Annotated in this window: 23 protein-coding genes and 1 pseudogene; 11 read left to right on the forward strand and 13 right to left on the reverse strand. The window is 58.6% G+C overall.

The annotated features are described in order from the left end of the window. Positions 1-3 precede the first annotated feature (3 nt). Positions 4-759: a spermidine synthase gene (locus AC1DKH_RS25040; RefSeq protein WP_108229894.1), complete on the forward strand. Its 756-nt coding sequence runs from the start codon at positions 4-6 to the stop codon at positions 757-759. Between the two features lie 106 nt (positions 760-865). On the opposite strand, the gene AC1DKH_RS25045 is transcribed toward AC1DKH_RS25040, so the two are convergent. Continuing rightward, the gene (locus AC1DKH_RS25045) at positions 866-1,657 is read right to left on the reverse strand and encodes a crotonase/enoyl-CoA hydratase family protein (protein ID WP_477799618.1); all 792 of its coding nucleotides are present in this window, start codon (positions 1,655-1,657) and stop codon (positions 866-868) included. Between the two features lie 422 nt (positions 1,658-2,079). Between AC1DKH_RS25045 and AC1DKH_RS25050 the strand changes: the two genes are divergently transcribed. Next, positions 2,080-3,753 (forward strand): DEAD/DEAH box helicase, encoded by a 1,674-nt coding sequence (locus AC1DKH_RS25050; protein WP_150756007.1) that lies wholly within the window; start codon positions 2,080-2,082, stop codon positions 3,751-3,753. 71 nt (positions 3,754-3,824) lie between these two features. On the opposite strand, the gene AC1DKH_RS25055 is transcribed toward AC1DKH_RS25050, so the two are convergent. After that, positions 3,825-4,592, reverse strand: coding sequence for a DODA-type extradiol aromatic ring-opening family dioxygenase (locus AC1DKH_RS25055; protein ID WP_477799619.1), 768 nt, complete (start codon positions 4,590-4,592; stop codon positions 3,825-3,827). 102 nt (positions 4,593-4,694) lie between these two features. Between AC1DKH_RS25055 and AC1DKH_RS25060 the strand changes: the two genes are divergently transcribed. After that, the gene (locus tag AC1DKH_RS25060) at positions 4,695-5,351 is read left to right on the forward strand and encodes a thiopurine S-methyltransferase (protein WP_477764702.1); all 657 of its coding nucleotides are present in this window, start codon (positions 4,695-4,697) and stop codon (positions 5,349-5,351) included. Positions 5,352-5,453: 102 nt separating this feature from the next. Here the strand turns inward: AC1DKH_RS25060 and htpX are convergent, their stop codons facing one another. Next, on the reverse strand, positions 5,454-6,344 hold the full coding sequence (htpX, locus tag AC1DKH_RS25065) for a protease HtpX (RefSeq protein ID WP_007973520.1): 891 nt from the start codon (positions 6,342-6,344) through the stop codon (positions 5,454-5,456). 315 nt (positions 6,345-6,659) lie between these two features. Further along, positions 6,660-7,871 (reverse strand): pyridoxal phosphate-dependent aminotransferase, encoded by a 1,212-nt coding sequence (locus AC1DKH_RS25070; RefSeq protein WP_007973513.1) that lies wholly within the window; start codon positions 7,869-7,871, stop codon positions 6,660-6,662. Between the two features lie 226 nt (positions 7,872-8,097). On the opposite strand from AC1DKH_RS25070, the gene msrB reads away from it, so the two are divergent. From msrB to AC1DKH_RS25085, 3 genes are all read left to right on the forward strand, one after another. After that, a complete protein-coding gene (msrB, locus tag AC1DKH_RS25075; RefSeq protein WP_477799620.1) occupies positions 8,098-8,493 on the forward strand; it encodes a peptide-methionine (R)-S-oxide reductase MsrB in 396 nt (131 codons plus the stop codon). Positions 8,494-8,706: 213 nt separating this feature from the next. Next, on the forward strand, positions 8,707-9,192 hold the full coding sequence (locus AC1DKH_RS25080; RefSeq protein ID WP_056727098.1) for a glutathione peroxidase: 486 nt from the start codon (positions 8,707-8,709) through the stop codon (positions 9,190-9,192). Beyond that, complete coding sequence (locus tag AC1DKH_RS25085) at positions 9,189-9,650, forward strand: MarR family winged helix-turn-helix transcriptional regulator (RefSeq protein ID WP_046043405.1); 462 nt, start codon at positions 9,189-9,191, stop codon at positions 9,648-9,650. The genes AC1DKH_RS25080 and AC1DKH_RS25085 overlap by 4 nt, the downstream gene beginning before the upstream one ends. On the opposite strand, the gene AC1DKH_RS25090 is transcribed toward AC1DKH_RS25085, so the two are convergent. Beyond that, positions 9,634-11,955 carry a hybrid sensor histidine kinase/response regulator gene (locus tag AC1DKH_RS25090; RefSeq protein WP_477799639.1) on the reverse strand — a complete coding sequence of 774 codons (2,322 nt, stop codon included), beginning with the start codon at positions 11,953-11,955 and terminating at the stop codon, positions 9,634-9,636. The two genes, AC1DKH_RS25085 and AC1DKH_RS25090, sit on opposite strands and share 17 nt — an antisense overlap. Before the next feature lie 165 nt (positions 11,956-12,120). Here AC1DKH_RS25090 and AC1DKH_RS25095 point away from each other — a divergent pair, with 165 nt between their 5' ends. Together AC1DKH_RS25095 and AC1DKH_RS25100 are read left to right on the forward strand one after the other, a co-directional pair. Then, positions 12,121-13,011 (forward strand): ATP-binding protein, encoded by an 891-nt coding sequence (locus AC1DKH_RS25095; RefSeq protein ID WP_477799621.1) that lies wholly within the window; start codon positions 12,121-12,123, stop codon positions 13,009-13,011. Continuing rightward, positions 13,008-13,490: a GAF domain-containing protein gene (locus AC1DKH_RS25100; RefSeq protein WP_477799622.1), complete on the forward strand. Its 483-nt coding sequence runs from the start codon at positions 13,008-13,010 to the stop codon at positions 13,488-13,490. Before AC1DKH_RS25095 ends, AC1DKH_RS25100 begins: the two co-directional genes overlap by 4 nt. Before the next feature lie 86 nt (positions 13,491-13,576). Here the strand turns inward: AC1DKH_RS25100 and AC1DKH_RS25105 are convergent, their stop codons facing one another. From AC1DKH_RS25105 to AC1DKH_RS25140, 8 genes and pseudogenes are all read right to left on the reverse strand, one after another. Continuing rightward, on the reverse strand, positions 13,577-17,218 hold the full coding sequence (locus AC1DKH_RS25105; RefSeq protein WP_477799623.1) for a transporter substrate-binding domain-containing protein: 3,642 nt from the start codon (positions 17,216-17,218) through the stop codon (positions 13,577-13,579). An 8-nt stretch (positions 17,219-17,226) separates the two neighbouring features. Then, the gene (locus tag AC1DKH_RS25110; RefSeq protein ID WP_477754030.1) at positions 17,227-17,853 is read right to left on the reverse strand and encodes a response regulator; all 627 of its coding nucleotides are present in this window, start codon (positions 17,851-17,853) and stop codon (positions 17,227-17,229) included. Between the two features lie 247 nt (positions 17,854-18,100). Next, a complete protein-coding gene (locus tag AC1DKH_RS25115; RefSeq protein WP_477799624.1) occupies positions 18,101-18,493 on the reverse strand; it encodes a response regulator in 393 nt (130 codons plus the stop codon). A 178-nt stretch (positions 18,494-18,671) separates the two neighbouring features. Continuing rightward, positions 18,672-20,000, reverse strand: coding sequence for a deoxyguanosinetriphosphate triphosphohydrolase (locus AC1DKH_RS25120; protein WP_108219621.1), 1,329 nt, complete (start codon positions 19,998-20,000; stop codon positions 18,672-18,674). Positions 20,001-20,085: 85 nt separating this feature from the next. After that, a pseudogene (locus AC1DKH_RS25125) lies at positions 20,086-20,187 on the reverse strand (hypothetical protein); the annotation flags it as partial. After that, positions 20,175-20,519, reverse strand: a complete 345-nt coding sequence (locus tag AC1DKH_RS25130) for a hypothetical protein (protein ID WP_477756113.1) — start codon at positions 20,517-20,519, stop codon at positions 20,175-20,177. The gene AC1DKH_RS25130 and the pseudogene AC1DKH_RS25125, both read right to left, overlap by 13 nt. Next, positions 20,516-20,905 (reverse strand): phage holin family protein, encoded by a 390-nt coding sequence (locus tag AC1DKH_RS25135; protein WP_477756112.1) that lies wholly within the window; start codon positions 20,903-20,905, stop codon positions 20,516-20,518. Before AC1DKH_RS25135 ends, AC1DKH_RS25130 begins: the two co-directional genes overlap by 4 nt. Position 20,906: 1 nt before the next feature. After that, on the reverse strand, positions 20,907-21,221 hold the full coding sequence (locus AC1DKH_RS25140) for an ElaB/YgaM/YqjD family protein (protein ID WP_477756111.1): 315 nt from the start codon (positions 21,219-21,221) through the stop codon (positions 20,907-20,909). Positions 21,222-21,549: 328 nt separating this feature from the next. Here AC1DKH_RS25140 and AC1DKH_RS25145 point away from each other — a divergent pair, with 328 nt between their 5' ends. The 3 genes from AC1DKH_RS25145 to AC1DKH_RS25155 all read left to right on the forward strand — a co-directional run bounded on the left by AC1DKH_RS25145 (position 21,550) and on the right by AC1DKH_RS25155 (position 23,640). Continuing rightward, positions 21,550-22,758 carry an ammonium transporter gene (locus AC1DKH_RS25145; RefSeq protein ID WP_477756110.1) on the forward strand — a complete coding sequence of 403 codons (1,209 nt, stop codon included), beginning with the start codon at positions 21,550-21,552 and terminating at the stop codon, positions 22,756-22,758. 155 nt (positions 22,759-22,913) lie between these two features. Then, entirely contained in the window at positions 22,914-23,150 is a 237-nt protein-coding gene (locus AC1DKH_RS25150; protein WP_477756109.1) for a glutaredoxin family protein, read from the forward strand. A gap of 172 nt (positions 23,151-23,322) precedes the next feature. Further along, positions 23,323-23,640: a transcriptional regulator gene (locus tag AC1DKH_RS25155; RefSeq protein WP_477756108.1), complete on the forward strand. Its 318-nt coding sequence runs from the start codon at positions 23,323-23,325 to the stop codon at positions 23,638-23,640. Positions 23,641-23,642: the final 2 nt, after the last annotated feature.

Genomic DNA, 23,642 nt, shown 5'->3' on the forward strand with positions numbered 1-23,642 from the left:
GAAATGACTGAGGAGCGCGTCGAGCATCTGCTCGCCGAGGTACAGGACGAGTTCGGCGTGATTCGTGTGCTGGAAGTGGCCGATTACCGTTTTCTCGAGTTCGGTGATGCCATCGAGCAAAGTTGCGTGTTCACCGCCGATCCGAGCTGGCTCGAGTACGACTATACCCGGGCGATGCTGATCGGCGCGCTGTGCCACGAGCAACCGGAAAGTGCGCTGTTTCTCGGCCTCGGCGCCGGGACGCTGACCCAGGCCTGCCTCAAGTTCCTGCCGCTGGAAGATGTCGAAGCCATCGAACTGCGCCCGGATGTACCGCGCCTGGCCATCGAGTACCTGGGGCTGGATGACGATCCGCGCCTGTACATCCGCGTTGGCGATGCGCTGGAGCTGCTGGACACCGCCGAATCGGCCGATCTGATTTTCGTCGACCTTTACACCGATGTCGGTCCGGGTGTCGGGCATCTGGCCTGGAGCTTTCTGGAAAACTGCCAGAAGCGATTGAATCCGGGGGGCTGGCTGGTCATCAATCAATGGGCTACCGACGATGGCAAACCCTTGGGCGCCGCGTTGTTGCGTGGTTTGTACCACCGACATTACTGGGAGCTGCCGGTGAAGGAGGGCAACGTGATACTGATCGTGCCGTCGGAGCTGGACCAGGAACTGGACATGGACGGCCTGATCGCCCGCGCCGAAGCGCTGGCGCCACGGTTGGGGTATTCGCTGGATTCATTGATCAAGTGCATTCGTCCGGCGACATGAGTTGTCTGTGAAGGCGTCATCGCGAGTAAACTCGCTCCCACATCTGACTGCGATCCCCTGTGGGAGCGAGCTTGCTCGCGATAGCTTTCCAACTGGCGCTACAAGGCTAAAGCCCTTTGAACACTCCAGGCCGCCGCTCCACCATCGACCGCACACCCTCCTTGACGTCCTCGCTGGCCATCAACTTCTTGACCAGCAGCGGCAACGCCTTTGCCGCTGCGGTTTCCCCTTCATACCGGGCCTGTCGAGCAGACATCAGCGTCGCCTGCACCCCAAGGGGTGCCTGGCGGGCGATCCGCTCGGCCAGCTCGATCGCCCGGGGTAGTAAATCCTCGCTGGCCATGACTTCTTGCACCAGACCCAAGTGCAAGGCATCACGGGCGTCGAATTCATCACCGGTCAATAACCAGCGCATGGCATTTCCCCAGCCGGAGACTTGATGCAGACGCAGGGTGGCGCCGCCGAACGGGAAGAGCCCGCGTTGCACTTCCATCTGCGCGAATCGGGTGTTGCTGGCGCACAGGTTGATGTCGGCGGCCAGCATCAATTCGATGCCGATGGTCAGGCAATAGCCTTGGGCGGCGACAATCACCGGTTTGCTGACCCGGGGACCTGCGAACACCCCCCATGGATCACAGCCGCCGGGCGGAACCTGCCAGCCGTCTGCGAGCGTGGTGCTGGCATTGACCAGGTCGAGCCCGGCGGTAAAGTGCTCGCCATGAGCAAACACCACCGCCACACGCGCCTCGCTGTCGGCTTCGAACTCGCCATAGGCCTGGCTCAACGCGTTGAGCAAATCGAGATCGAAGGCGTTGCGCTTTGCCACCCGATCCAGACCGATCATGAACACATGACCATGCCGTTCGCGGCTGACTCGACTGGAGCAGGGCTGATTCATGGAGCGATCCTCGGGGTGGGAAGGGCGTGCCAGACCGGCGGACTGCACGGCAAAGGGTGAACCGTTTTAGCGCCATCACCCGCAAGGCCGGGCCTTTGAAAAATAGACGGCTGATCGATTATTCGCAAAGCCTGTGACACAACGGTGTATCCGGTGGATTTTCGATAAAAAAAGCTCCCTTTTTTGGCGAATTCCGGTATAGTGCGCGCCGGCCTTTAACCTGGCCGCGTTTAGGTAGCGCAATTCCCCGAAGCCAGCTTCGGCTGCACGTCCGCCCAGCGGACTCTTCCTTGACGATTCTTTTCATTCATTCGTTTTCGCAAATCCCCGCCGACAAAGCTGCCAGGGCGACTCTTGAGTCTCAACACGGCACGCGCAGCTTTGGAGCATGGGTCTTTGCGGATGCACTTAGAGGCAGACCCATGACCCAGGAAACCGGCGGCTTCGCCGCTTTTAATCTTAATCCGAATATTCTTGCAGCCGTCACCGCGACTGGCTACGAAGAGCCTTCGGCTATTCAGCAGCAATCGATCCCGATCATCATGGCCGGTCACGACATGATTGGTCAGGCGCAAACCGGTACGGGTAAAACCGCTGCGTTCGCCCTGCCGATCCTGCATCGCATCGATCCTGCAAAGCGCGAACCGCAAGCCCTGATCCTGGCCCCAACTCGTGAGTTGGCGCTACAAGTTGCAACCGCTTTCGAAACCTATGCCAAGCAAATGCCGGGCGTAACTGTTGTGGCTGTCTACGGCGGCGCGCCGATGGGCCCACAGCTGAAAGCAATCCGTAATGGCGCACAGATCGTTGTCGCCACACCGGGCCGTCTGTGCGACCACCTGCGTCGCGACGAGAAAGTACTGGCGACTGTGAACCACCTGGTTCTCGACGAAGCCGACGAAATGCTCAAGCTGGGCTTCATGGACGACCTGGAAGTTATCTTCAAGGCCCTGCCTGTCACCCGTCAGACCGTATTGTTCTCGGCCACCCTGCCGCAGTCGATCCGAGCCATTGCTGAACGCCACCTGCGCGATCCGCAACACGTGAAGATCCAGACCAAGACCCAGACCGTTACCGCGATCGAGCAGGCTCACCTGTTGGTTCACGCTGACCAGAAGACTTCGGCCGTTCTCAGCTTGCTGGAAGTGGAAGATTTCGACGCCCTGATCATGTTCGTGCGCACCAAGCAAGCGACCCTGGATCTGGCCAGTGCCCTGGAAGCCAAAGGCTACAAAGCCGCTGCGCTGAACGGTGACATCGCCCAGAACCAGCGTGAGCGGGTGATCGACTCCCTCAAGGATGGCCGTCTGGACATCGTTGTGGCGACCGACGTTGCCGCTCGTGGCCTGGACGTTCCGCGCATCACTCACGTATTCAACGTTGACATGCCGTACGATCCAGAGTCCTACGTTCACCGTATCGGCCGTACCGGCCGTGCCGGTCGCGAAGGTCGTGCACTGCTGCTGGTGACTCCGCGTGAGCGCCGCATGCTGCAAGTGATCGAGCGCGTAACCGGTCAAAAGGTTGCTGAAGTTCGCCTGCCAGACGCTCAAGCTGTTCTGGATGCGCGCATCAAGAAGCTGACCAACAGCCTGTCGCCGCTGGTGGCCGATGCCGAATCGACTCACGGTGATCTGCTGGATCGCCTGACTGCCGACATCGGTTGCAGCCCGCGTGCCCTGGCCGCAGCCCTGCTGCGCAAGGCAACCAACGCTCAAGCGCTGACCCTGGCTGCAATCGAGAAAGAACGTCCACTGGTGCCTAACAATGCACCGCGTGGCGATCGTCCAGAGCGTTCCGGTGATCGTCCTGAGCGTGGTGACCGCGAGCGTCGTGCTCCGATGCCACTGGGCGAAGGCCGTGCACGTTGCCGTACCGCGCTGGGTGCGCGTGACGGTATCGCTGCCAAAAACCTGCTGGGCGCCATCCTCAACGAAGGTGGTCTGGCGCGTGAAGCCATCGGTCGCATCCAGGTGCGTGATAGCTTCAGCCTCGTCGAGCTGCCGGAAGATGGTCTTGAGAAGTTGCTGACCAAGCTGAAGGACACTCGCGTTGCCGGTAAGCAATTGAAGCTGCGTCGCTACCGCGAAGATTGATCCGCTTTCGGGCTGATTGATCGAACATAAAAAATCCCCGACTGGCTCGGGGATTTTTTATGCCTTATTGGCTAGCCGAAGCGATAGATGTCCATGCCCAATGCCCCCATGGTGAAGCCTTGGTGGGCAATGCTGAACTGCCCACCGGCGGCACGGGCAAAGTACAGCGGTAACAAGTGTTCGTCGCCGGGATGGTTGCGCACGGCATTCGGTGCCTGCGCGCGATAGTCGTGCAGCGCGGCTTCGTCGTTCGCGGCGAGTTTTTCGATCATCCAGTCACGAAACGCCTGAGCCCAAGGCTCAACGCTTTCGGGACCGGCATGCCAGTCCAGTTCCCGCAGGTTGTGGGTGATACTGCCTGAGCCGATCAGCAGCACGCCTTGCTCGCGCAGGCTGGCCAGCGCGTGGCCAACGCGGGTCTGCAGGGTGGGGCCGCCACGGGTGGGCAGCGAAATCTGGACAATCGGGATGTCTGCCTGCGGATACATCAGTGATAAAGGCACCCAGACGCCATGGTCGAAAGGCCGATTGCTGTCGATACGTGCTGGAAAGCCAGCGGTTTTCAATAACCCGGCAACCTCTGCGGCGAGTCGTGGGTCGCCTGGGGCTGGGTACTGCACTTCGAACAGGGCTTTGGGAAAGCCACCGAAGTCATGCCAGGTTTGCGGTTGTGGATTGCCGCTGACCAGCAGCTCATTGCTTTCCCAGTGTGCGGAAACAATCACGATGGCTTTTGGCTTCGGTATCTCGGCGGCCAGGCGGGCGAGTGCCGGCCCGCTGGCGCCGGGTTCCAGGGCGAGCATGGGGGAGCCGTGGGATATGTACAGGCTGGGGAACATGAATGAGCTCCTGAGAGTTAAGATGCAACATCTTCAGTCAGATCATTAATCTAAATCTAATATAAGTTTTAGGGTGTTTTGATCGAATTTTCGGGGTTATTTATGCAGCCGGAGTTTTGGCACAAAAAGTGGGCGGCGAACCAGATCGGCTTTCACCTGCCGCAGGTGAACCCTCATCTGAAGCGGTTCTGGCCAGCGTTAAGCCTTGAAGAAGGCGCGCGCGTGTTGGTGCCGTTATGTGGAAAAAGCCTGGATTTGCTATGGCTCGCCCATCAAGGCCATGAGGTCTTGGGGGTCGAACTGTCGGAAAAAGCCGTCGAGGAGTTTTTCAGCGAGCATGGCTTTGATCCGGCCGTCAGCGAGCAGGGGCCTTTCAAGGTCTATCGGGCAGGTTCCATTGAACTGTGGTGCGGCGATTTCTTCGAGCTGACGGCAGGCGATGTTGCCGATTGCTCCGCGCTTTACGATCGCGCGGCGTTGATCGCGCTGCCGGCGGAAATGCGAGAGCGCTATGCCGCCCATTTGAAGCGGATACTGCCGAAGGAGTCCCATGGCCTGGTGATTACCTTGGACTATGACCAGGCGCAAATGCCCGGCCCGCCATTTGCTGTACTCGATGATGAGGTGCGGCGGTTGTTCGGGGACTCGTGGACGCTGAAGATTTTGGAAGATCAGGATGTGTTGAGTGAAGGCGGGAAATTCCTGGAGGCGGGTGTTACGCGGCTGGAGGAGCGGGTGTATCGCCTGACGAGTCATTAATAGCAAAAGATCGTCCGAACGCGGCCCGAGCCTTCGGACGATCTTTTGATCTTGAAAAAAAACGGGGCGATCAGATCGCCCCGTTTGATTACCGCAAAACTATCAGCCCCGACGACGAGCCAGCGCATCGATACGTTCTTCCAGTGGCGGGTGGCTCATGAACATGCGAGCGAACCCTTGCTTGATGCCACCGTTGATGCCAAATGCGTTCAGGGTGTCGGGCATGTGCACCGGCAGCCCCTGTTCCGCCCGCAGGCGTTGCAGGGCACCAATCATCGCGGCGGTGCCGGCCAGGTTTGCACCGGCTTCGTCGGCACGGAATTCGCGCTTGCGCGAGAACCACATGACGATGGCGCTGGCCAGAATGCCCAGAACCAGTTCGGCGAAGATGGTCGCCACGTAGTAGGCAATGCCCTGGCCTTCTTCGTTCTTGAAGATCACCTTGTCGACGAAATTGCCGATGATCCGTGCGAAGAACATCACGAAGGTGTTCACCACGCCCTGGATCAACGCCAGGGTAACCATGTCGCCATTGGCCACGTGACCGATTTCGTGGGCCAGGACGGCTTTCACTTCATCCGGCGAGAAACGCTCGAGCAAACCCTGGCTGACTGCGACCAATGCGTCGTTCTTGTTCCAGCCGGTGGCGAAGGCGTTCGCCTCGTAGGCCGGGAAGATACCGACTTCGGGCATCTTGATTCCGGCTTCGCGGGACAGTTGCTCGACGGTTTGCAGCAGCCATTGCTCGTGACGGGTGCGTGGCTGGGTGATGATCTGGGTGCTGGTGCTCATCTTCGCCATCCACTTGGAGATGAACAGCGAGAACAGGGAACCTGCGAAACCAAAGACCGCACAGAAAATCAGCAGCTGATTGAGGTTGAGGTCAACCCCATTGGCCGCCATGAACCCGTTGAAGCCGAAAAGGCTCAGGGTGATGCTGGCAATCAGCACGACCGCCAGGTTAGTGGCCAAGAACAGCAGGATGCGCATCATGGTTGTAGAAATCTCCTCAAGCTAAAGATGTAGCGTACTGCGGGGTATATAAGGTGCTGCACCGGGGGATTCAACCGGGTGACTATTTCAAACTGTGTCCTACGGCGACAGTCTAGCTGCTTGCAGGGCATTTCCGACAAGTGTGCGGGAAGTGTTTGTCAGTCAATTCGTGTCGAAGGCCCCGCCTTTGTTAGGCGCGAGCAGCCAAGGCGCTGTCCGGCAGCGACAAAGCGACTGCCAGTGGCGCATTGCAAACAAATGTTGCCGGATCAATCACCGTGCGACCTGTGGGAACGTCGCACGGTGACAGATCGCTTACTGGCGGTAGGACTTGAGGAAGCCGCCGATGCGTCCGATGGCCATCTCCAGGTCATCGACACGGGGCAGGGTCACGACGCGGAAGTGGTCCGGCCATGGCCAGTTGAATGCGGTGCCTTGAACCACCAGCAGCTTTTCGGAGAGCAGCAGGTCGAGGACAAATTTTTCGTCGTTATGGATCGGGCAGACCTTGGGGTCGATCCGCGGGAATGCATACAGCGCACCCATCGGCTTGACGCAGCTCACGCCCGGAATGTCGTTGAGCAACTCCCAGGTGCGGTTGCGTTGTTCCAGCAGGCGACCCTGCGGCAGCACCAGGTCATTGATGCTCTGATAGCCACCCAGGGCGGTCTGGATCGCGTGCTGGCTCGGCACGTTGGCGCACAGGCGCATGTTCGCCAGCATGTCGATGCCTTCGATGTAGCTCTGGGCGTGGTGTTTCGGGCCGGAAATGGCGATCCAGCCGGAACGGAAACCGGCGACGCGATAGGACTTGGACAGACCGTTGAACGTCAGGCAGAGCAGGTCGGGCGCCAGGGAGGCGGTGCAGATGTGCACGGCATCGTCGTAGAGGATCTTGTCGTAGATCTCGTCGGAAAACACCACCAGGTTGTGCTGGCGGGCCAGTTCCAGCATGCCCAGCAGCACTTCCTTGGAATACACCGCGCCGGTCGGGTTGTTCGGGTTGATGATCACCAGGGCCTTGGTGTTCGGGGTGATCTTGGCCTTGATGTCGGCCAGGTCCGGCCACCAGTTGGCTTGCTCGTCGCACAGGTAATGCACCGGATTGCCGCCGGACAGGCTCACGGCTGCGGTCCACAATGGATAGTCCGGCGCTGGCACCAGCACTTCGTCGCCGTTGTTGAGCAGGGCCTGCATCGACATCACGATCAGTTCGGAAACGCCGTTGCCCAGATAGATGTCTTCAATGCCGACGCCTTCCACCTGCTTTTGCTGGTAGTACTGCATCACGGCCTTGCGCGCACTGAACAGGCCCTTTGAGTCGCTGTAGCCCTGGGCGGTCGGCAGGTTGCGGATCACGTCCTGGAGGATTTCATCCGGTGCTTCGAAACCAAAGGGCGCCGGGTTGCCGATGTTCAGCTTGAGGATGCGATGGCCTTCCTCTTCCAGGCGCTTGGCGTGCTTGAGCACCGGGCCGCGAATGTCGTAGCAGACGTTGGCGAGCTTGTTCGATTTGCTGACCTGCATGGCGATGTGTTCCCGAAAATGAACGATCCAGACGGCGTTTGGACAACCGTGCTGGGAATCCTGCGTATTCACACAGGCCTGACGCCTTGAGATGCAGCACCCATATTTCCGTTTGAATGCGCGTGGTCTGGCTGCCAGACTGGCGTTTGACGAGGCGCAATCATACGTGCCGCCCGATCCGTGGAAAAGGTACAGATCGGGCTTTTTCAGCCGCTGAGGTGTGATGATGGAAAAGTTGGAAAAAACCCTGGAAGAATGGAAGTCAATGCTCGATCCGGAGCAGTACAACGTGTGCCGCCTCAAAGGCACCGAACGTCCGTTTTCCGGCAAATACAACGCCACCAAGACCGACGGTATCTACCACTGCATCTGCTGTAACGAGCCGCTCTTCGACTCCAGGACCAAATTCGACTCCGGCTGCGGCTGGCCAAGTTTCCATTCGCCGATCGGCGACAGCGCCATGACCGAAATCCGTGATGTCAGCCACGGCATGGTCCGCACCGAAGTGGTCTGCGCCAAGTGCGACGCGCACCTGGGGCATGTATTCCCCGATGGGCCACCACCGACGGGCCTGCGTTATTGCATCAACTCGGTGTGCCTGGACCTGGTGCCCCGCGCGTAATGCGAGCCCTGTAGGAGCTGCCGAAGGTTCGGGCCGCGTTCGGACGATCTTTTGATTCTTGGCCTCAAGAAAGACCAGATCAAAAGATCGTCCGAACGCGGCACCGAGCCTTCGGCAGCTCCTACGGTTGGTCAGAGTTTTGATTAATTAAATTGCACGCAATTCAATTGCTCGCTATTTTGTTATCTCTTCCATCCACTCGGACCCTCAAACATGAGCGACAACCTGCTGAGCATCCCTTGCACCACCATCAAGGGTGAGCAAAAGACCCTGGCGGATTTCGCCGGCAAGGCCGTGCTGGTGGTCAACACGGCCAGCAAGTGCGGTTTCACTCCGCAATACAAAGGCCTGGAAGAGCTGTGGCAGACCTACAAGGACCAGGGCCTGGTGGTGCTCGGTTTTCCCTGCAACCAGTTCGGCAAGCAAGAGCCGGGCAACGAAGGGGCGATCTCCGAATTCTGCGAGCTGAACTTCGGTGTCAGCTTCCCGCTGTTCAAAAAGATCGACGTAAACGGTGCCGACGCCCATCCGCTGTTCGTGCAATTGAAAAAGCGTGCACCGGGTGTGCTGGGTTCCCAGGGCATCAAGTGGAACTTCACCAAGTTCCTGATCGGCAAGGACGGGCAATTGGTCAAGCGCTTCGCTCCGGCGACCAAGCCGCAGGACCTGACCCGCGAGATCGAAGCCCTGCTCAAATGAATACCTTGTCAGTCGACTCCCTGAAGCTCGATAGCCAACTGTGTTTCAAGCTGTACGCGGCTTCCCGGGCGGTGATTCGCGCCTACAAGCCAATGCTCGATCAGTTGGGCCTGACTTACCCTCAGTACCTGGCGATGCTGGTGCTGTGGGAGTGGCAGGAAGCGGCCCCGGAGCAGCCGACCGTGAAGGCGTTGGGCGAGCGTTTGGCCTTGGATTCCGGCACGCTGACACCGTTGCTCAAGCGCCTCGAACAACTGCAACTGGTGCAGCGTCAGCGTTCGGCGCGCGATGAGCGTGAAGTGCATCTGAGCCTGTCGCCAGCCGGCACGGCCCTGCGCGATCAGGTAGGGCCACTCAAGGCCCGCCTGTTGTGCGACAGCGGGGTCGATCTGAACCGTCTCAACGATTTGCGCGATGGCCTCGATCACTTGTTGGGACAGATCAAGGCGCTGTCGTAGCGGGGATCCACAAGTCCAGCAGGGAGGCCAGTTCTTCCCGCCGGAAGGGTTTGGCCAGGTAGTCACTCATGCCCGCGGCACGACAGCGTTCGCGCTCTTCCGACATGGCGTTGGCCGTCAGGGCGACGATGGGCAGTTGGGGCCAGCGGCCGCTGCGGCGGATTTGCCGGCTGGCCTCATAGCCGTCCATCACCGGCATGTTGCAGTCCATCAGCACCAGATCGAACTCCCGTTGTTCGAGTTGATCCAGGGCTTCGGCACCATGGGCCGCGGTGGTCACCTCGCAGCCGAGTTTGCCGAGCATGCCCTTGGCCACCAATTGGTTGACCGGATTATCTTCCACCAGCAGCACGCGCCCGCGGCGCTGCGGGCTTTGCGCGTCGAGTGGGACATTGTTGATCGGGTGGGTTTGCGGTTGCAGGATTCGCCGCAACAACTGATGCAGCGAATTGCGTGCCAGGGGGCGGGCCTGCTGTTGCAAGGGGGCGAGGGCGTTGACCTCTTCGCTGGGCATGAAATTGCCATAAGCGGTAATCAGCAGGATCGGCGCGCTGAGAGTGGGGCGCAAAATGAACAGGCACTCGGGGCAGTCGGTGATGAGCACGTCGGCCGCCAGGCCAAGCAGTGGGTCATCCATGGAGCGCCGTTCATAGTCCAGTCCCCAGCCAGGCAACAGGCCGTTCAGCAGTTCGCCCAGCCCGCTGCTGGCGGCCGTGATGGCGATGACTTTGCCCTTGAGCGAAACAGCCGGCATTGCACGGGTATGGCTGGGCAATGGCAAGTCCGCGCAGAACTGGCTGCCAAAACCCGGCTCGGAGTCGATCGTCAGGCGCCCTTGCATGGCTTCGCAAAGGTTGTAGGTCAGCGCCAGGCCCAGCCCGGTGCCGCCAAATTGGCGGGTAATACCGGCGCCGGCCTGAGTGAAAGGCTGGAAAATTTTCACTTGGGCATCCAGAGGGATTCCGATGCCGGTGTCACACACTTCGATTCTGACGCCGTCCCCGAACGTCGACAGGCGCACGTCGACACGCCCGAAACGGGTGAACTTGAGGGCGTTGGACAGCAGATTACTGACGATCTGCCGCACCCGGGTCGGATCGCCGAGCACGAGTGTCGGGAAATGCGGATCGATCAGGCAGGTCAGTTCGACGCTGGGGGCGGCGTTCTGCGATAACAGGTTGGCAGTGTCTTCGATCAGCGAGCCGAGGTCGAAGGGGATGTGTTCGAGTTCGAGTTGACCGGCATCGAACTTCGACAAGTCGAGAATATCGTTGAGCAATTCCACCAGCACTTTGCCCGAGTCATGGGCGATGGACAGCTGTTGCTGTTGTTCGGCAGTCAGCGGCCCGTCGAGGGACAGCGCGATCATCCCGAGCAAGCCATTGAGGGGCGTGCGGATTTCATGGCTCATGTTGGCCAGGAACACCGAGCGGGCGTCGGCCATGTCCAGTGCTGTGCTGCGAGCGGCTTCCAGTTCCAGGTTGGATTGGCTCAGCCGGGCATTGATCGCGTTGAGTTCGGCAGTGCGGGCCGAGACGATATTTTCCAGTTGGCCGAGATACTCGGTCAGGCGGTTTTCCGCATTGCGCCGCTGCTGGATTTCGGTGGCGATGTTTTTGAATTGCTGGTTGGCAACCTTGACCAGCACGCCGATCTCATCGTCGGCGTGCCCGGCGGGACACTCCAGTGAGCTCGGCTCGGTGCTGCTCGGGTCGCGGCCGCTGAGTTCACGGATGACCCGCACCAGGGGTTTGGTCAGCATCACATAGAACAGCGCCAACAGGATGCCGGACAGTAGCAGGCTGCGGGCGAAGCCATTGAGCAGGGTCACTTCGGCCCGGCGCAGGAACCGGTTGCCGAAGGCGTAAGTGTCGACGTTCAGCCGCAGCGTACCCAGGGATTCGCTGGGTAAATGATCCAGGTAAAGCCGGTCTTCGAACTGTCGGTTGGCGCCGAACAGGAAGTCACTGAACATCCGGTAACCATTTTCCACACCGGCTCGCTTGACGCTGGCCAGCACAGTGCCGTTGTTGTCGGTCAGTTTCACGCCAGTGATCGCTGGCGAGCGCAGCAGGCCCAGGGTCAGTTCCTTGGCGAGTTCGGCGTCGATGTTGTAGGCAATTCGCGAGGCCGGGTTGTGGCTGATTTCCAGCAATGAAAGGATTTCACGATTGATGGAGGCGTCTTCACTGGCATAATCGATGCCTATTTGCAGCAGGCTGAGCAGCGTGCCCAGAATGAAACCGACCAGCACGGTAAGCCGGGCTTGCTTGAATGACAGCCGGTTGGTGAATTTGATGTCCATGGAGGGGTGAACCACTTCCGTTTCCTTTCGCTGCTCAAGCATAGTCGATCATGCCTGCCTGTTGATGTTCTCGCGAGGCCTGTACTGCGGGGGCCGCCGCTTGTGTGACGCTGTGTTTCGTCGCTGTATCACCATCATTACTGTGAACGTGCCCGAGGAGAAGTCGTGGATTCCCGATTGAATGCTTTTCTTGAACGCGCCGATGCCGTTCTGGCCCGTATCGAGCCGTTGCTGCCGGCCCCCCGGCCAGCCATCGACTGGACGCAATGCCTGGCCGCGCGCTGGCAGCGTGAGTCGCGCGGCGGTTATCTGATGCCGCTGGAGGTCAGCCTCGACATGCATTTGTCGGACCTGATCGGCGTCGACCGGCAAGTCGAGCAGCTTGGGCGCAATACCCAACAGTTCCTCGATGGCATGCCCGCCAATCACGCCTTGCTCTGGGGCTCGCGCGGCACTGGCAAGTCGTCGCTGGTGCGCGCCTTGTTGGCCGAGCACGCGCAAGCCGGTTTGCGTTTGATCGAGATTGAACGTGATCACTTGGCAGACCTGCCGCGAGTGGTCGAACAGATCGGCAAACTGCCCCAGCGTTTCGTGCTGTTTTGCGATGACCTTTCCTTCGAGTCGGGCGAGGGTGATTACCGGGTGCTCAAAAGCGTCCTCGATGGCTCGCTGGAACAGGCGCCGGACAACGTTTTGCTGTACGCCACGTCCAACCGTCGCCACCTGGTGCCGGAAAAGGAAAGTGACAACGAAAACTGGAAACGGGTCGACGGCGAACTGCATCCCAGCGAGGCGGTGGAAGACAAGATCGCGCTGTCGGACCGCTTCGGTTTGTGGCTGTCGTTCTATCCGTTTACCCAGGAACACTTCCTCAACGTCGTCGAGCACTGGATCGGTCAGTTGGCCGGCAAGGCCGGACTGGCGTGGCAGCGCAGCGAAGAGCTGGACATTCTGGCGGTACGCTGGGCCACCGGCCGGGGCAATCGTAATGGACGTTGCGCTTATCAATTTGCCCGTTATTGGGTCGGGCTGAAACTGTTGGAGCACAAGGCATGATCGACTTACAAAAGAGCGGCCAGGGCCTCGAAGGCTACGGCATGCTGCACGCGCAACTGGAGTCCTTGCTGGCGGACGAGCGGGATTTCATCGCCAATGCCGCGCAGTTCTCGGCGTTTCTGTTCAATCAGCTCGATGACCTGAACTGGGCCGGCTTCTACCTCAACCGCCATGAAGAACTGGTGCTGGGGCCGTTTCAGGGGCAGATCGCTTGCGTGCGGATTCCGTTCGGTCGCGGCGTATGCGGGGCAGCGGCTGCCACCTTGCAGACTCAACGAGTCGAAGATGTGCACGCGTTCCCCGGTCACATTGCCTGTGACAGCGCCTCGAACAGCGAACTGGTGGTGCCGCTGGTCAAGGACGGCCGATTGATCGGTGTGCTCGACCTCGACAGTCCGAAACTGGCGCGTTTCACCGAACCGGACCAGGCAGGAATCGAACAGCTGGCGGCGATTTTCCTGCGCCTGACCGACTGCTGATCAAGACCCCGGGCCTGCCTTGAGCAGCAGGCCTGACGCCGGTTTTCTCCATGACGGTCAACACCCTGCCGAGGGTCCAGGCATCGTCAAGGCTCTGTCACTTTGCCTTCGTCGTAGTGCTCGATCTGACGTAGTAACGCGCCCTCCAGCTCAATTATGGCGCACTCCATGGATTTACAGCATGCAACCACTTTTTCGCGATCGAAATCCTCATGGCAGGCTGCTTCGAGTGCCTCGCAGCGGTCGATCAAGCGGGATGCCTGCACTATCCGGGCTGCGCCTTTGATTTTGTGGGCAATGTCCTTCAGCGCCTGCGTATCTGCGGAGCTGGATAGCGACAACAGCGTTTGCAGATCCTGGCGGTTGCTATTCACCAACTCGTTGAGCAATCGCCGGTTCAACATCGGGTTGCCCCCGGTCAGCAGTTTCAACCCGTGCAGGTTGAACGCCGGGGCTGCCTGGGTGGGCTCAATGCCTTCCACCCATAGACTCAAGGCACCGAGGCTGAGGGGTTTGAACAGGCAGTCGTCCATTCCCGCCTGTTTGCAGCGTTGTACTTCTTCCGGTTGGGCGTTAGCGGTAAAGCCGAGAACGGTGCAGGGAGGACGATGGTTTTGTCGTTCATGCTGGCGAATGGCGCGGGCTAGCTCGTAACCGTTCATGACCGGCATGTTGCAATCGGCGATCACCAGATCAAACGGCCGGTCTTTCCATGCATCCAGTCCCTCCTGGCCATCGGCCGCGACGGTAAATCGATGCCCAAGAAACTCCAGTTGCTGGCACGTGAGCAAGCGATTGGCCGGGTGATCGTCGACTACCAGCACACTCAACGGGGTTGTGGCGACGATGATTTGCGTTTCGGCCACCTGGGCTGACTGTTGTAGCGGCAACGTTTCCAGCAGTAGCAACACCTCCACTTGAGTGCCGACGCCCGGTTCGCTACGCAATTGCAGATTGCCGCCCATCATCTCGCAGAGGTTGCGGCTGATCACCAGCCCCAGCCCTGCGCCCCCCCTGGCCGATTGCATGGCGTTGTCGGCCTGTGCGAAGGGTTCGAACAGGTGCTGTTGATCCTGTTCGCTGATCCCGATACCACTGTCGTGAACCTGCACCCGCATTTGCACGCGCTCAGGTTGCGTTGCCGGCTGCAGATCGACAATGACCCGGACCTGGCCTTGCTCGGTAAACTTGATGGCATTGCTGATCAGGTTGGACAGCACTTGTTTGAAGCGCAAAGGATCCAGCAACACATCGAAGGTCGGGTTGGCCGATGAAAACTCCAGTACCAGCCCGAGCTTCTTCTGTCGGGCCAGGCCATCGAAAATCCGCACGACCGAGGCTACGAGTTCACCCGGACTAACGCGCTCCGGGCTCAGGCTCAAGCGTCCTGATTCGATTCTGGCAATGTCCAGAATGTCGCCAATCAGCTCCAGCAACCCTTTCGCCGAGTTGTATGCGACATCGATGGTCGCGCGCTCCGGGTGCAGATGATCAAGACGCTTGAGTGTCAGTTCAAGCATGCCAATGATTGCATTCATCGGCGTGCGGATCTCATGGCTCATCGTGGCCAGAAACGTGCTTTTGGCCCGGTTGGCGTTATCGGCACGTTCTTTCGCGCAACGCAGATCATCGAGCAGTTGCCGCCGTTCGCTGATATCGATCCAGCCACCGATAATGCCTTGCACTTTTGCGCTGGAATCCCGATAGGGAAGAATCCAGTGATAGATCGTCAGCCGCCGGCCGCCAATGTGCAGTTCGCGATCGACGATCAAAGGTCTGCCCTCGGCCACCACGCGTTGGTAGTCAGCCTGGTACTCCCGGGCTTCGAATACATTGCTCATCGATCCCTGCATGACACTTTTGCCGATGACATCTTCACGCCTGGCGCTGAACGCTTGCAGGTAACTGTCGTTGCAACTTTGCAGTAGTCCCTGGCGATCACGTACGTAGATCGGATGGGGCGTGCCATTGACCAGCGATCGCATGAACTCGAACTGATCGTTCAACGCACGCTCGGCGGCCTTGCGTTGCTTGATCTGGCGTCGCATGTAGTCGTTCCACGCAATGGAAATCAGCAACAGCACGCCGGCACCGATGACGATCTGATAGAACAGTCGTTGATAGTTGCGCCAGGTGTTTTGCGAAGACGCCGAATAGCCGCGCCAACGGCTGTTGATGATGCCCAGTTCTTCCGGCGAGATGCTTAGTAACGCCTTGTCGAGAATCGCGTTCAGCTCTTTGGCGCCCCGAGCGGTGGCAAGGGAAAACGCTGCCTGCTCGGTGCCGATGGTGGTGCTGATTTGCAGTGTGTGCTCGAACAGTCGCGACGAAATGAAGTAATTGGCAATGATCAGTGAGTTCACCGCGCCCTCGACCTGGCCTTCGGCGAGTAACTCTACGGCGCTGAAGGTGTCCGGGGCTTCAATCAACTTGATCCGGGGAAATTCTCTGCGCAGGTAATCCATGAGTGGATTGCCACGGGCAATGGCCAGGCGCTTGTCCTGCAACTGCACGAGGTTGGTCGGGCTGTCGGCGGCTTTGCGGGTCAGCAGGACGTAGGAATTTTCCAGAAAGGGTCGGGTAAAGTTCAGTTGGGTTTGACGTTGCGCGCTGGGAAGCAACGCGGCGATCACATCGGCCTTGTTGTCCTTGATCTGTTTGATCATCTCGTCATCGCTCCGACTGTGCTGGATGTCAAAGCGCAAGCCGGTGCGCAGCCTGATCAGCTCAAGCAAATCTGCGGTGACCCCGCGAAAGTTGCCGTTGCTATCGAAAAACGTCAGTGGCGCAAAGGCTTCGTTGACGACGACGCGCACTATCGGGTGGCGTGCCAGCCAGCGTTCTTCCCGTTCAGTGAGTTGCAACTTTTGATCGGTCAGCAGAATGTCGCTACCGGCGCTCCAGCGTTTGGCGATGTTTTCTCGTTCACTGGAGGGGATGGCCGTGATCGTCGCGTTGATGATGCCAAGCAGCTCGGGGTTGCTCCTGTTCACGGCGAAGCTGAAACCATAGGCTTCATGTTTGCCGAAGTTGGCCATCCGGATGTTGTTCAAGTATCCCTTGTTGATCATGTAGTGAGTTGAAATGGTGTCACCGAGAAACACGTCCGCCTGATCGAAAGCAACGGCGTTGATTGCATTCTGGTAGGAGGGATAGGACGTGATGATCGCCTTCGGGTACAACGCCCTGACTTCCGTCAGCGGCAAGTAGTGATACACCATGCTCAGGCGCAATCCGGCCAGGCCCTCGGTGAGGGATCGGGTTTCCCCTTCGCGGGTCACCAAGACGGGTTGGTCGACGGCATAGGGTATCGACAGTGCAATGTCGGCATTGCCAGCTTCGAATCCATTGGCGGTGCCTAGCAGATCGACTTCGCCGCTTTCCAGTGCAGCGATCGCGGCCCCTCGGGAATCGAAACGCTGAACCGTGACGGGCAAACCGGTTATTTTTCCCAGAAGACCAGCGTAATCGGCGGTAAACCCTTCATAGTCCTGCCCACTGGTGGTCAGGTCGAAAGGGGGGTAGTCCGGGGCTGACGTCCCGAGCGTCAGTTCATGTTTTTGCTTTATCCATTGCCGTTGGGATTCATCCAGTCGAACCTCCATTGCTCCGGCCTTCGAACGGCTGAGCAGTGTGTAGTGTTCACTGTTCGGTGCCCCAAACAACGAGGTGCTCACGCATAGACCTGCAGTCACCTGTATCAGATAAACCTTCAAACGGCTGGGCATCGAGGGTCTCACACTAGCGCGTTTCGTTTAGCCATCTCGATTAGTTCAACCAGGGATTTGGCTTTGAGCTTCTGCATGAGGCGCTTTTTGTAGGTGCTCACGGTCTTGTTGCTCAGAAACATCCCCTTGGCGATTTCCTTGTTTGTGCGACCTTGGGCAAAAAGTTGCAAGACCATCAGTTCCCGGTCGTTTACGGATTTGAACAGTTCCAGTTCGATGCAGCGTGTTTCATCTCCGCGGATGGGGTTCAAGGCCTCGCTCGGAAAATAGTTGTAACCTGCAAATACCGCTTTTATGGCGCTGACCAGTTCACTGATGTCCTCTTGTTTGCAGACATAGCCCGAGGCACCGGATTGCATGCAACGAATGCCGAAAAGTGTCGGGCATTGTGCTGTCAGTACCAGTGTTTTAAGAGGTGTATTCATGGCGTTGAATCGGGATAGCACTTCCAGGCCATCCAGTTTTGGAATGCTGATGTCGAGAATGACCAGATCCGGCATGCATTCGCGAACCATCTGCATGGCGTCGACCCCATTGTCAGTTTCGCCGACGACTTTGTAACCTTCATGCTCCAGCAGCATTCGAACGGCAAGGCGGATAACCGGGTGATCGTCGACAATAAAAACGGAGTTCATAATCAAGTCCCATGCGAGCTCAAATAAAGCGCGCACCTTAGCTCAGATACTTGAAGGGGCGCATGAACTGACCGAGCTGTAGCAGCAATATAGGAGAAATCCTACAGATCAAAAGGAATGGGACTACGTGTTAACTAGGTTTCTTATTAGGAAGGCTAAGAAAGTCCAGCGCTTTGGTGCACTTTTGAAGGAAGTTGTTTGTAAGTTTTACGTTGTATGTTTTCCGGCTTTTATATGTTTCTTTTTTCTATGGTAGTGCTGAGGTCAACAAGTCTCTAAATTCAGATTGTTTCAGTGGTTTTATCAAATATCCCAATAATGGCAGCCCGTAATCAGTGGCCGTTTTTACAAGCTCATCCAATTCAGACGTTGTCAGGCTACTCAGAATGATCGCCTGTCTGATCAGCCCTCGCTGGCTGGCGAACCGGACCAGATCGAGTCCCGTCAGATCGGGCAGGCATTGATCGCATAAAAGAATGTCGAACGGTTGGTCGGCCCCGAGCATTTTCTGCATGGCGCTTTTGGCGCTATCGGAGGTAGTCAGCCGGGTGAAGCCATAACTTTCCAGCAAGTACTGAGTGGCTATTAGTTGGAAGGGATGGTCTTCCACCACGAGGATGCGTAGATCGTCTTCGGCCATGGGGCGCACTTCATCTGTCGAACAGAAGGGAGGGCGATTGTTTCGCGAGAGTGCCGGACAAGCGATCAGTTTGCTCGACAGGTGCTGTAGGGCGATTCGACGAAACTTGAGTGCTGTTGGAGTTTGAAGGGGAGATCAGCCATTACGAATGCTGTAATGGCTGATCAATCGATACACCTCAGTGGCTGGCGCGTCCGGTCATTTCCAAGGCCATGTCACTGGCATAGCTGTCGGTCATGCCGGCGATGAAATCAATCATGCGCAAAAACGAAGTGTGCAATGGGCCGTGAGGGTCGGGTGCATTGTTGCCCAGCAGATCAAGGATACGACGGCTCTTGAACGACGGCGTACGTCCGTTGTGCTGCTCCAGCGCTGCGCCGCAAAAGGCGTTGAGCAGGATTTCCAGTGTGGTGTAGGCACCGATCTCGTGCAGAGTCTTGCGCTTGTCCTGGAAGATTTTCTTGCGGGCCATGTCTTTGGCATTCAGCACGCAACGCTTGGCGGGACCATGCATGTGTTCCACCAGGTCGCCGCAAAGCGTACCGGCCAACAGCGCATCCTGTTGCTCGACAAACGCCCGGGCCGCGGCATTGGTCAAGTGTTCGATGGCTTTACCGCGCAGTATCGCCAGTTTGCGTCGGCGCGAATCGCCGGGACCAAGCTGGCGGTAGGTCTCAGGCAAGTCATCGCCCACCAGGCCCAGCAACAGGGACTCGACTTCGGCGTATTCCAGCAACTCCATTTCCAGGCCGTCTTCCAGGTCGATCAGTGCATAGCAGATGTCGTCGGCAGCCTCCATCAGGTACACCAGAGGATGTCGCGCCCAACGTTGCTCCTCCAGTTGTGGCAGGCCGAGTTTATGGGCGATCTGCTCGAGTAGCGGCAGCTCGCTCTGATAACAGCCGAACTTGTGTTTCTTGTAGCCCAGCGAGTCGGCGTGCCTGGCCGTCCATGGATACTTCAGGTAGGTGCCCAGCGTTGCATAGGTCAGTCGGGTGCCGCCGTCGAACTGGTGATACTCCAGTTGAGTGAGTACCCGAAAGCCCTGGGCATTGCCTTCGAAATTCAGGAAGTCATTGCGCTCGGCTTCACTCATTGCATCCAGCCAGCCACGGCCGGCGGCTTGCTGGAACCAGTGCCGGATCGCGTCTTCACCGGAATGGCCGAAAGGCGGGTTGCCGATATCGTGTGCCAGGCAAGCCGATTGCACCACCATCCCCAGGTCGCTGGGTTCGCACCAGTCGGGCAGGGCATTGCGGATGGTTTCGCCGACCCGCATGCCCAGTGAGCGACCCACGCAACTGACTTCCAGCGAGTGGGTCAGGCGCGTATGAATGTGATCATTGCTGGACACCGGATGGACCTGGGTCTTGCGCCCGAGGCGGCGGAAAGCCCCCGAGAAAATGATGCGGTCGTGGTCTTTGTGAAAAGGGCTGCGACCGAGCTCTTCAGGGCTGTGCAGAGGTTTTCCGAGGCGTTCGCGGGTAAGCAGAGTGTGCCAATCCAAGGCGGGGTCTCTCCGTCAGGTGACTAATAGCCTAGCTTCCCGTTTCGCGCCATGACCTGCAAGCGGAACTACAGTCCGGCGGCGTCGATATCGATGAGTAACCGACGCCGAAATCATCGATGGCTATCCGCGCGCCGGCTTGCCGGTAAGGCACCACCACATGGGCCAGACTCATCAGTCTTTGCGCGAAGAGCCTTGCATGATCAGTGTGATCAGCGGACCTAGTGTTGTGCCGAGGCGGATCAGCCGGGTCAGGCTGCTGAGGCCGCCACCGTTTTTTGCACCCTTGCCGGTCAGATAGCCCAGCAAGGTGACGGCAGCCACGCCCCAGAGTGGAGCGTGCTTGACGCCGAAGCCGTCCTTCAGGTTTTGCGTTATCCCGCGCACCCGCTGCAAAGGTTGTAGCAGTTGCGCGGATTCGTGGCGGATTTCCTGACGATGCATTTCCATGCGCAAGCGGATCAGGGCTTTGCGCATTTCCGTGCGTGAGCTGTTGTGTGGCAATTCAGGCAGGTTCATGGCATCAGGCGCTCCCGATCGTTGGCCAGCTCTTCCAGTGTGCCGTGGAAGGGCGAGGACTCATCGAAAATCGCTGCTCTCAAACGCATTCCACAGAATATGGCGGCGAGGGTGTAGAACACGCAGAGCCCGATGATGGCGGTCAGGCGATAGGTGTCCCAGAACACAATAAGCACCAGCGTCGACAACCCCACCAACAGCAGCAATGCAAACACCAGCGCCAGGCCGGCAAACAGCAACAGGCTGACGGTGCGGGTCTTTTGTTCCTGCAATTCGATACCGAACAGTTCGACATGGCTGTGCAGTAATCCAAGGAAGGCAGCGCCCAGGCGCCGCGATGAGGAGCTGGTTCCCGCTACAGACGGGCCGGATTCACCGATCGACATATCAGCGCCGGCTGGCCAGCAGGCCGATCAGGAAACCCACACCGGCCGCGATCCCGACGGATTGCCAAGGGTTGGCCTGGACATAGTCTTCCGTGGCGGTGACTGCTGCCTTGCCGTGTTCGCGCAGGGAGTCTTCGGTCAGCTTCAGGGTTTCACGGGCACGCAAGAGACTGTCGTGAATCTGCTCGCGCAATTCATCGGCCTGATCGCCGGCCAGGGTCGCGGTGTGCTCCAGCAACCGTTCGGTGTCACTGACCAGTGTCTGAAAGTCGTTCATCAGGATTTCTTGAGCAGTCTTTGCCTTGGTGCGGGCCATGGGGGATCTCCATAAGTGGCTTTCTGATGCGTTCGAGTATGAGCCTTCGGCGAAGGTTCAGTACAAATGACTGGTACAACTTTTGCTACGTCGTGGTGCGCCGGTCCGCACCATTGCGCTATGGCCGGGCATGATTTCAATAAAACCGTAGGACCAACAATCAAAAACTCGCGTAAACGTCCGGGGCGCGTTTTTCCTGGAGGGCGTCCGTGCGCCAAAGTGGTTCAACGAGATCAGTGCGCTGATGCTCCGAAGCCGCAACTTGGTGCGTGGACAGTCATCGCGAACTGCTTTGGTGCTTTTTTCTGCCATAAGGTCTGCCCATCCCATGGAAAACCTGCAAAGCGCTGTGGACACCCTGGTCCATAGCTCCAACACGCTGTTCATTCTGATCGGTGCGGTCATGGTTCTGGCCATGCACGCCGGTTTTGCCTTTCTCGAAGTCGGAACCGTGCGACAGAAAAACCAGGTCAATGCGTTGTCGAAAATCCTCAGTGACTTCGCTGTTTCGACACTGGCCTACTTCTTTATAGGCTATTGGATTTCCTATGGCGTGACATTCATGCAGCCAGCGGCCGTGCTCAATGCCGACCATGGCTATGGACTGGTGAAGTTTTTCTTCCTGCTGACCTTTGCCGCGGCGATCCCGGCGATCATTTCCGGCGGGATCGCCGAGCGCGCCCGGTTTGTTCCCCAGTTGTGTGCAACCGCGTTGATCGTCGCGTTCATCTATCCGTTCTTCGAAGGCATTGTCTGGAACGGCAACCTGGGTTTGCAAGCCTGGTTGCTGGAGCGCTTTGGCGCCGGTTTCCATGACTTCGCAGGATCGGTGGTGGTGCATGCCATGGGCGGTTGGCTGGCACTGGCGGCGGTGCTGTTGCTCGGGCCGCGTAATGGCCGCTATCGCGACGGTCGGCTGGTCGCGTTCGCGCCATCGAGCATCCCGTTTCTGGCACTGGGCTCGTGGATCCTGATTGTTGGCTGGTTCGGCTTCAACGTCATGAGCGCGCAAACCCTGCAAGGTGTCAGCGGACTGGTGGCGGTGAACTCGTTGATGGCCATGGTTGGCGGTACGGTGGCGGCGCTGATTGTCGGGCGCAATGACCCCGGCTTTTTGCACAACGGCCCGTTGGCGGGGCTCGTGGCAATCTGTGCCGGTTCCGACCTGATGCATCCTGTGGGCGCGCTGGTCACCGGTGCCGTCGCGGGGGCGCTGTTTGTCTGGTGCTTTACCGCGGCCCAAGGCAAATGGCACATCGACGATGTGTTGGGTGTGTGGCCGTTGCATGGCTTGTGCGGTGTGTGGGGCGGCATCGCCTGCGGCATTTTCGGCCAGACCGCTTTGGGCGGGTTGGGCGGGGTCAGCCTGATCAGCCAGTTGATTGGTACTGCACTGGGCGTCACTGTGGCACTGGCCGGCGGGTTTGCCGTGTATGGCGTGATCAAGGCGTTGCATGGATTGCGCCTGAGTCAGGAAGAGGAGTATTACGGCGCGGACCTGTCGATCCACAAGATCGGTGCCGTGAGCCAGGACTGATTCAGGTTTTTTCGTCGTCCGTGGCATTAGGGGGCGTTCTCAATTAGTTTCCCTACCGCGCCGGGTCTGCTGTTGTGCAGGGCAGGGGGCTCAATGGCTCGACGGTTTTTCGGGGCAGGCCTAGAATGGTCAATTCATTATCTGGTTGAGTGCTCATGCTTCCCGAATGTCAGCTGTTCGGCACCCTTGGATGCCATCTCTGTGAAGTGGCCGAAGCCATGTTGATGGAGTTTGTCGAGCGCGGCCTGCTGGTTGAACTGGTGGATATCGCCGACGATGAAGCGTGGTTCGCCGCTTACAGCCTGCGAATTCCAGTGCTGCGACGAGTCGATACCGGTGCTGAACTGGGCTGGCCGTTCAGCGCCGATCAGGTGGTGGCATTCCTGCGTTGAGCGGTTCTTGTGCTGGCGGTATGTTCCGTCTGTCGAACTTTGCGATTGATCCCCTTGGCTTATTCGGTGTTGATCGGATACTGTATGCGTATACAGTTATTCGCGGTGCCTGCCATGCCGTTCCTGATTTTCGGGAGTGAGCAGGCAAGCCCGGGCGTGAGAGGGATGAATCGTGGTCAATGTCGAACAGTTGAAGAGCAGCGTGAACCGGATGTCCGCAGACGTCGTGCGCGAGGCCGTCCTTGAGTTGCGTCTGGATGGTCTGGTGACCGAGGGGAAAACGCCCTTCAACAAAATGCATTTCAATACCTGTTTCGCAGAAATCGAAGCCTTGTTTCAGCGCGCGGGTTATCACCGGCAACTCGATGTCGTGGGTTATCAGGGATTGTTGTACGCCCTGTACGACCCCGCTCGCTGGGAAGCGGTCGATGTACTGCGCTGGCTCAAGGAGTACACCGAAGCGGCGGCGCGCACGCAGATCCCGGCTTGAGG

The organism is Pseudomonas sp. 05L36 (genome assembly GCF_056398125.1).

Bases quoted from the DNA above. Each gene is read 5' to 3' on its own strand.
- AC1DKH_RS25040 (WP_108229894.1), top strand. From the start codon at position 4: ATGACTGAGGAGCGCGTCGAGCATCTGCTCGCCGAGGTACAGGACGAG.
- AC1DKH_RS25045 (WP_477799618.1), bottom strand. From the start codon at position 1,657: ATGAATCAGCCCTGCTCCAGTCGAGTCAGCCGCGAACGGCATGGTCAT.
- AC1DKH_RS25050 (WP_150756007.1), top strand. From the start codon at position 2,080: ATGACCCAGGAAACCGGCGGCTTCGCCGCTTTTAATCTTAATCCGAAT.
- AC1DKH_RS25055 (WP_477799619.1), bottom strand. From the start codon at position 4,592: ATGTTCCCCAGCCTGTACATATCCCACGGCTCCCCCATGCTCGCCCTG.
- AC1DKH_RS25060 (WP_477764702.1), top strand. From the start codon at position 4,695: ATGCAGCCGGAGTTTTGGCACAAAAAGTGGGCGGCGAACCAGATCGGC.
- htpX (WP_007973520.1), bottom strand. From the start codon at position 6,344: ATGATGCGCATCCTGCTGTTCTTGGCCACTAACCTGGCGGTCGTGCTG.
- AC1DKH_RS25070 (WP_007973513.1), bottom strand. From the start codon at position 7,871: ATGCAGGTCAGCAAATCGAACAAGCTCGCCAACGTCTGCTACGACATT.
- msrB (WP_477799620.1), top strand. From the start codon at position 8,098: ATGGAAAAGTTGGAAAAAACCCTGGAAGAATGGAAGTCAATGCTCGAT.
- AC1DKH_RS25080 (WP_056727098.1), top strand. From the start codon at position 8,707: ATGAGCGACAACCTGCTGAGCATCCCTTGCACCACCATCAAGGGTGAG.
- AC1DKH_RS25085 (WP_046043405.1), top strand. From the start codon at position 9,189: ATGAATACCTTGTCAGTCGACTCCCTGAAGCTCGATAGCCAACTGTGT.
- AC1DKH_RS25090 (WP_477799639.1), bottom strand. From the start codon at position 11,955: ATGGACATCAAATTCACCAACCGGCTGTCATTCAAGCAAGCCCGGCTT.
- AC1DKH_RS25100 (WP_477799622.1), top strand. From the start codon at position 13,008: ATGATCGACTTACAAAAGAGCGGCCAGGGCCTCGAAGGCTACGGCATG.
- AC1DKH_RS25105 (WP_477799623.1), bottom strand. From the start codon at position 17,218: ATGCCCAGCCGTTTGAAGGTTTATCTGATACAGGTGACTGCAGGTCTA.
- AC1DKH_RS25110 (WP_477754030.1), bottom strand. From the start codon at position 17,853: ATGAACTCCGTTTTTATTGTCGACGATCACCCGGTTATCCGCCTTGCC.
- AC1DKH_RS25115 (WP_477799624.1), bottom strand. From the start codon at position 18,493: ATGGCCGAAGACGATCTACGCATCCTCGTGGTGGAAGACCATCCCTTC.
- AC1DKH_RS25130 (WP_477756113.1), bottom strand. From the start codon at position 20,519: ATGAACCTGCCTGAATTGCCACACAACAGCTCACGCACGGAAATGCGC.
- AC1DKH_RS25135 (WP_477756112.1), bottom strand. From the start codon at position 20,905: ATGTCGATCGGTGAATCCGGCCCGTCTGTAGCGGGAACCAGCTCCTCA.
- AC1DKH_RS25140 (WP_477756111.1), bottom strand. From the start codon at position 21,221: ATGGCCCGCACCAAGGCAAAGACTGCTCAAGAAATCCTGATGAACGAC.
- AC1DKH_RS25145 (WP_477756110.1), top strand. From the start codon at position 21,550: ATGGAAAACCTGCAAAGCGCTGTGGACACCCTGGTCCATAGCTCCAAC.
- AC1DKH_RS25150 (WP_477756109.1), top strand. From the start codon at position 22,914: ATGCTTCCCGAATGTCAGCTGTTCGGCACCCTTGGATGCCATCTCTGT.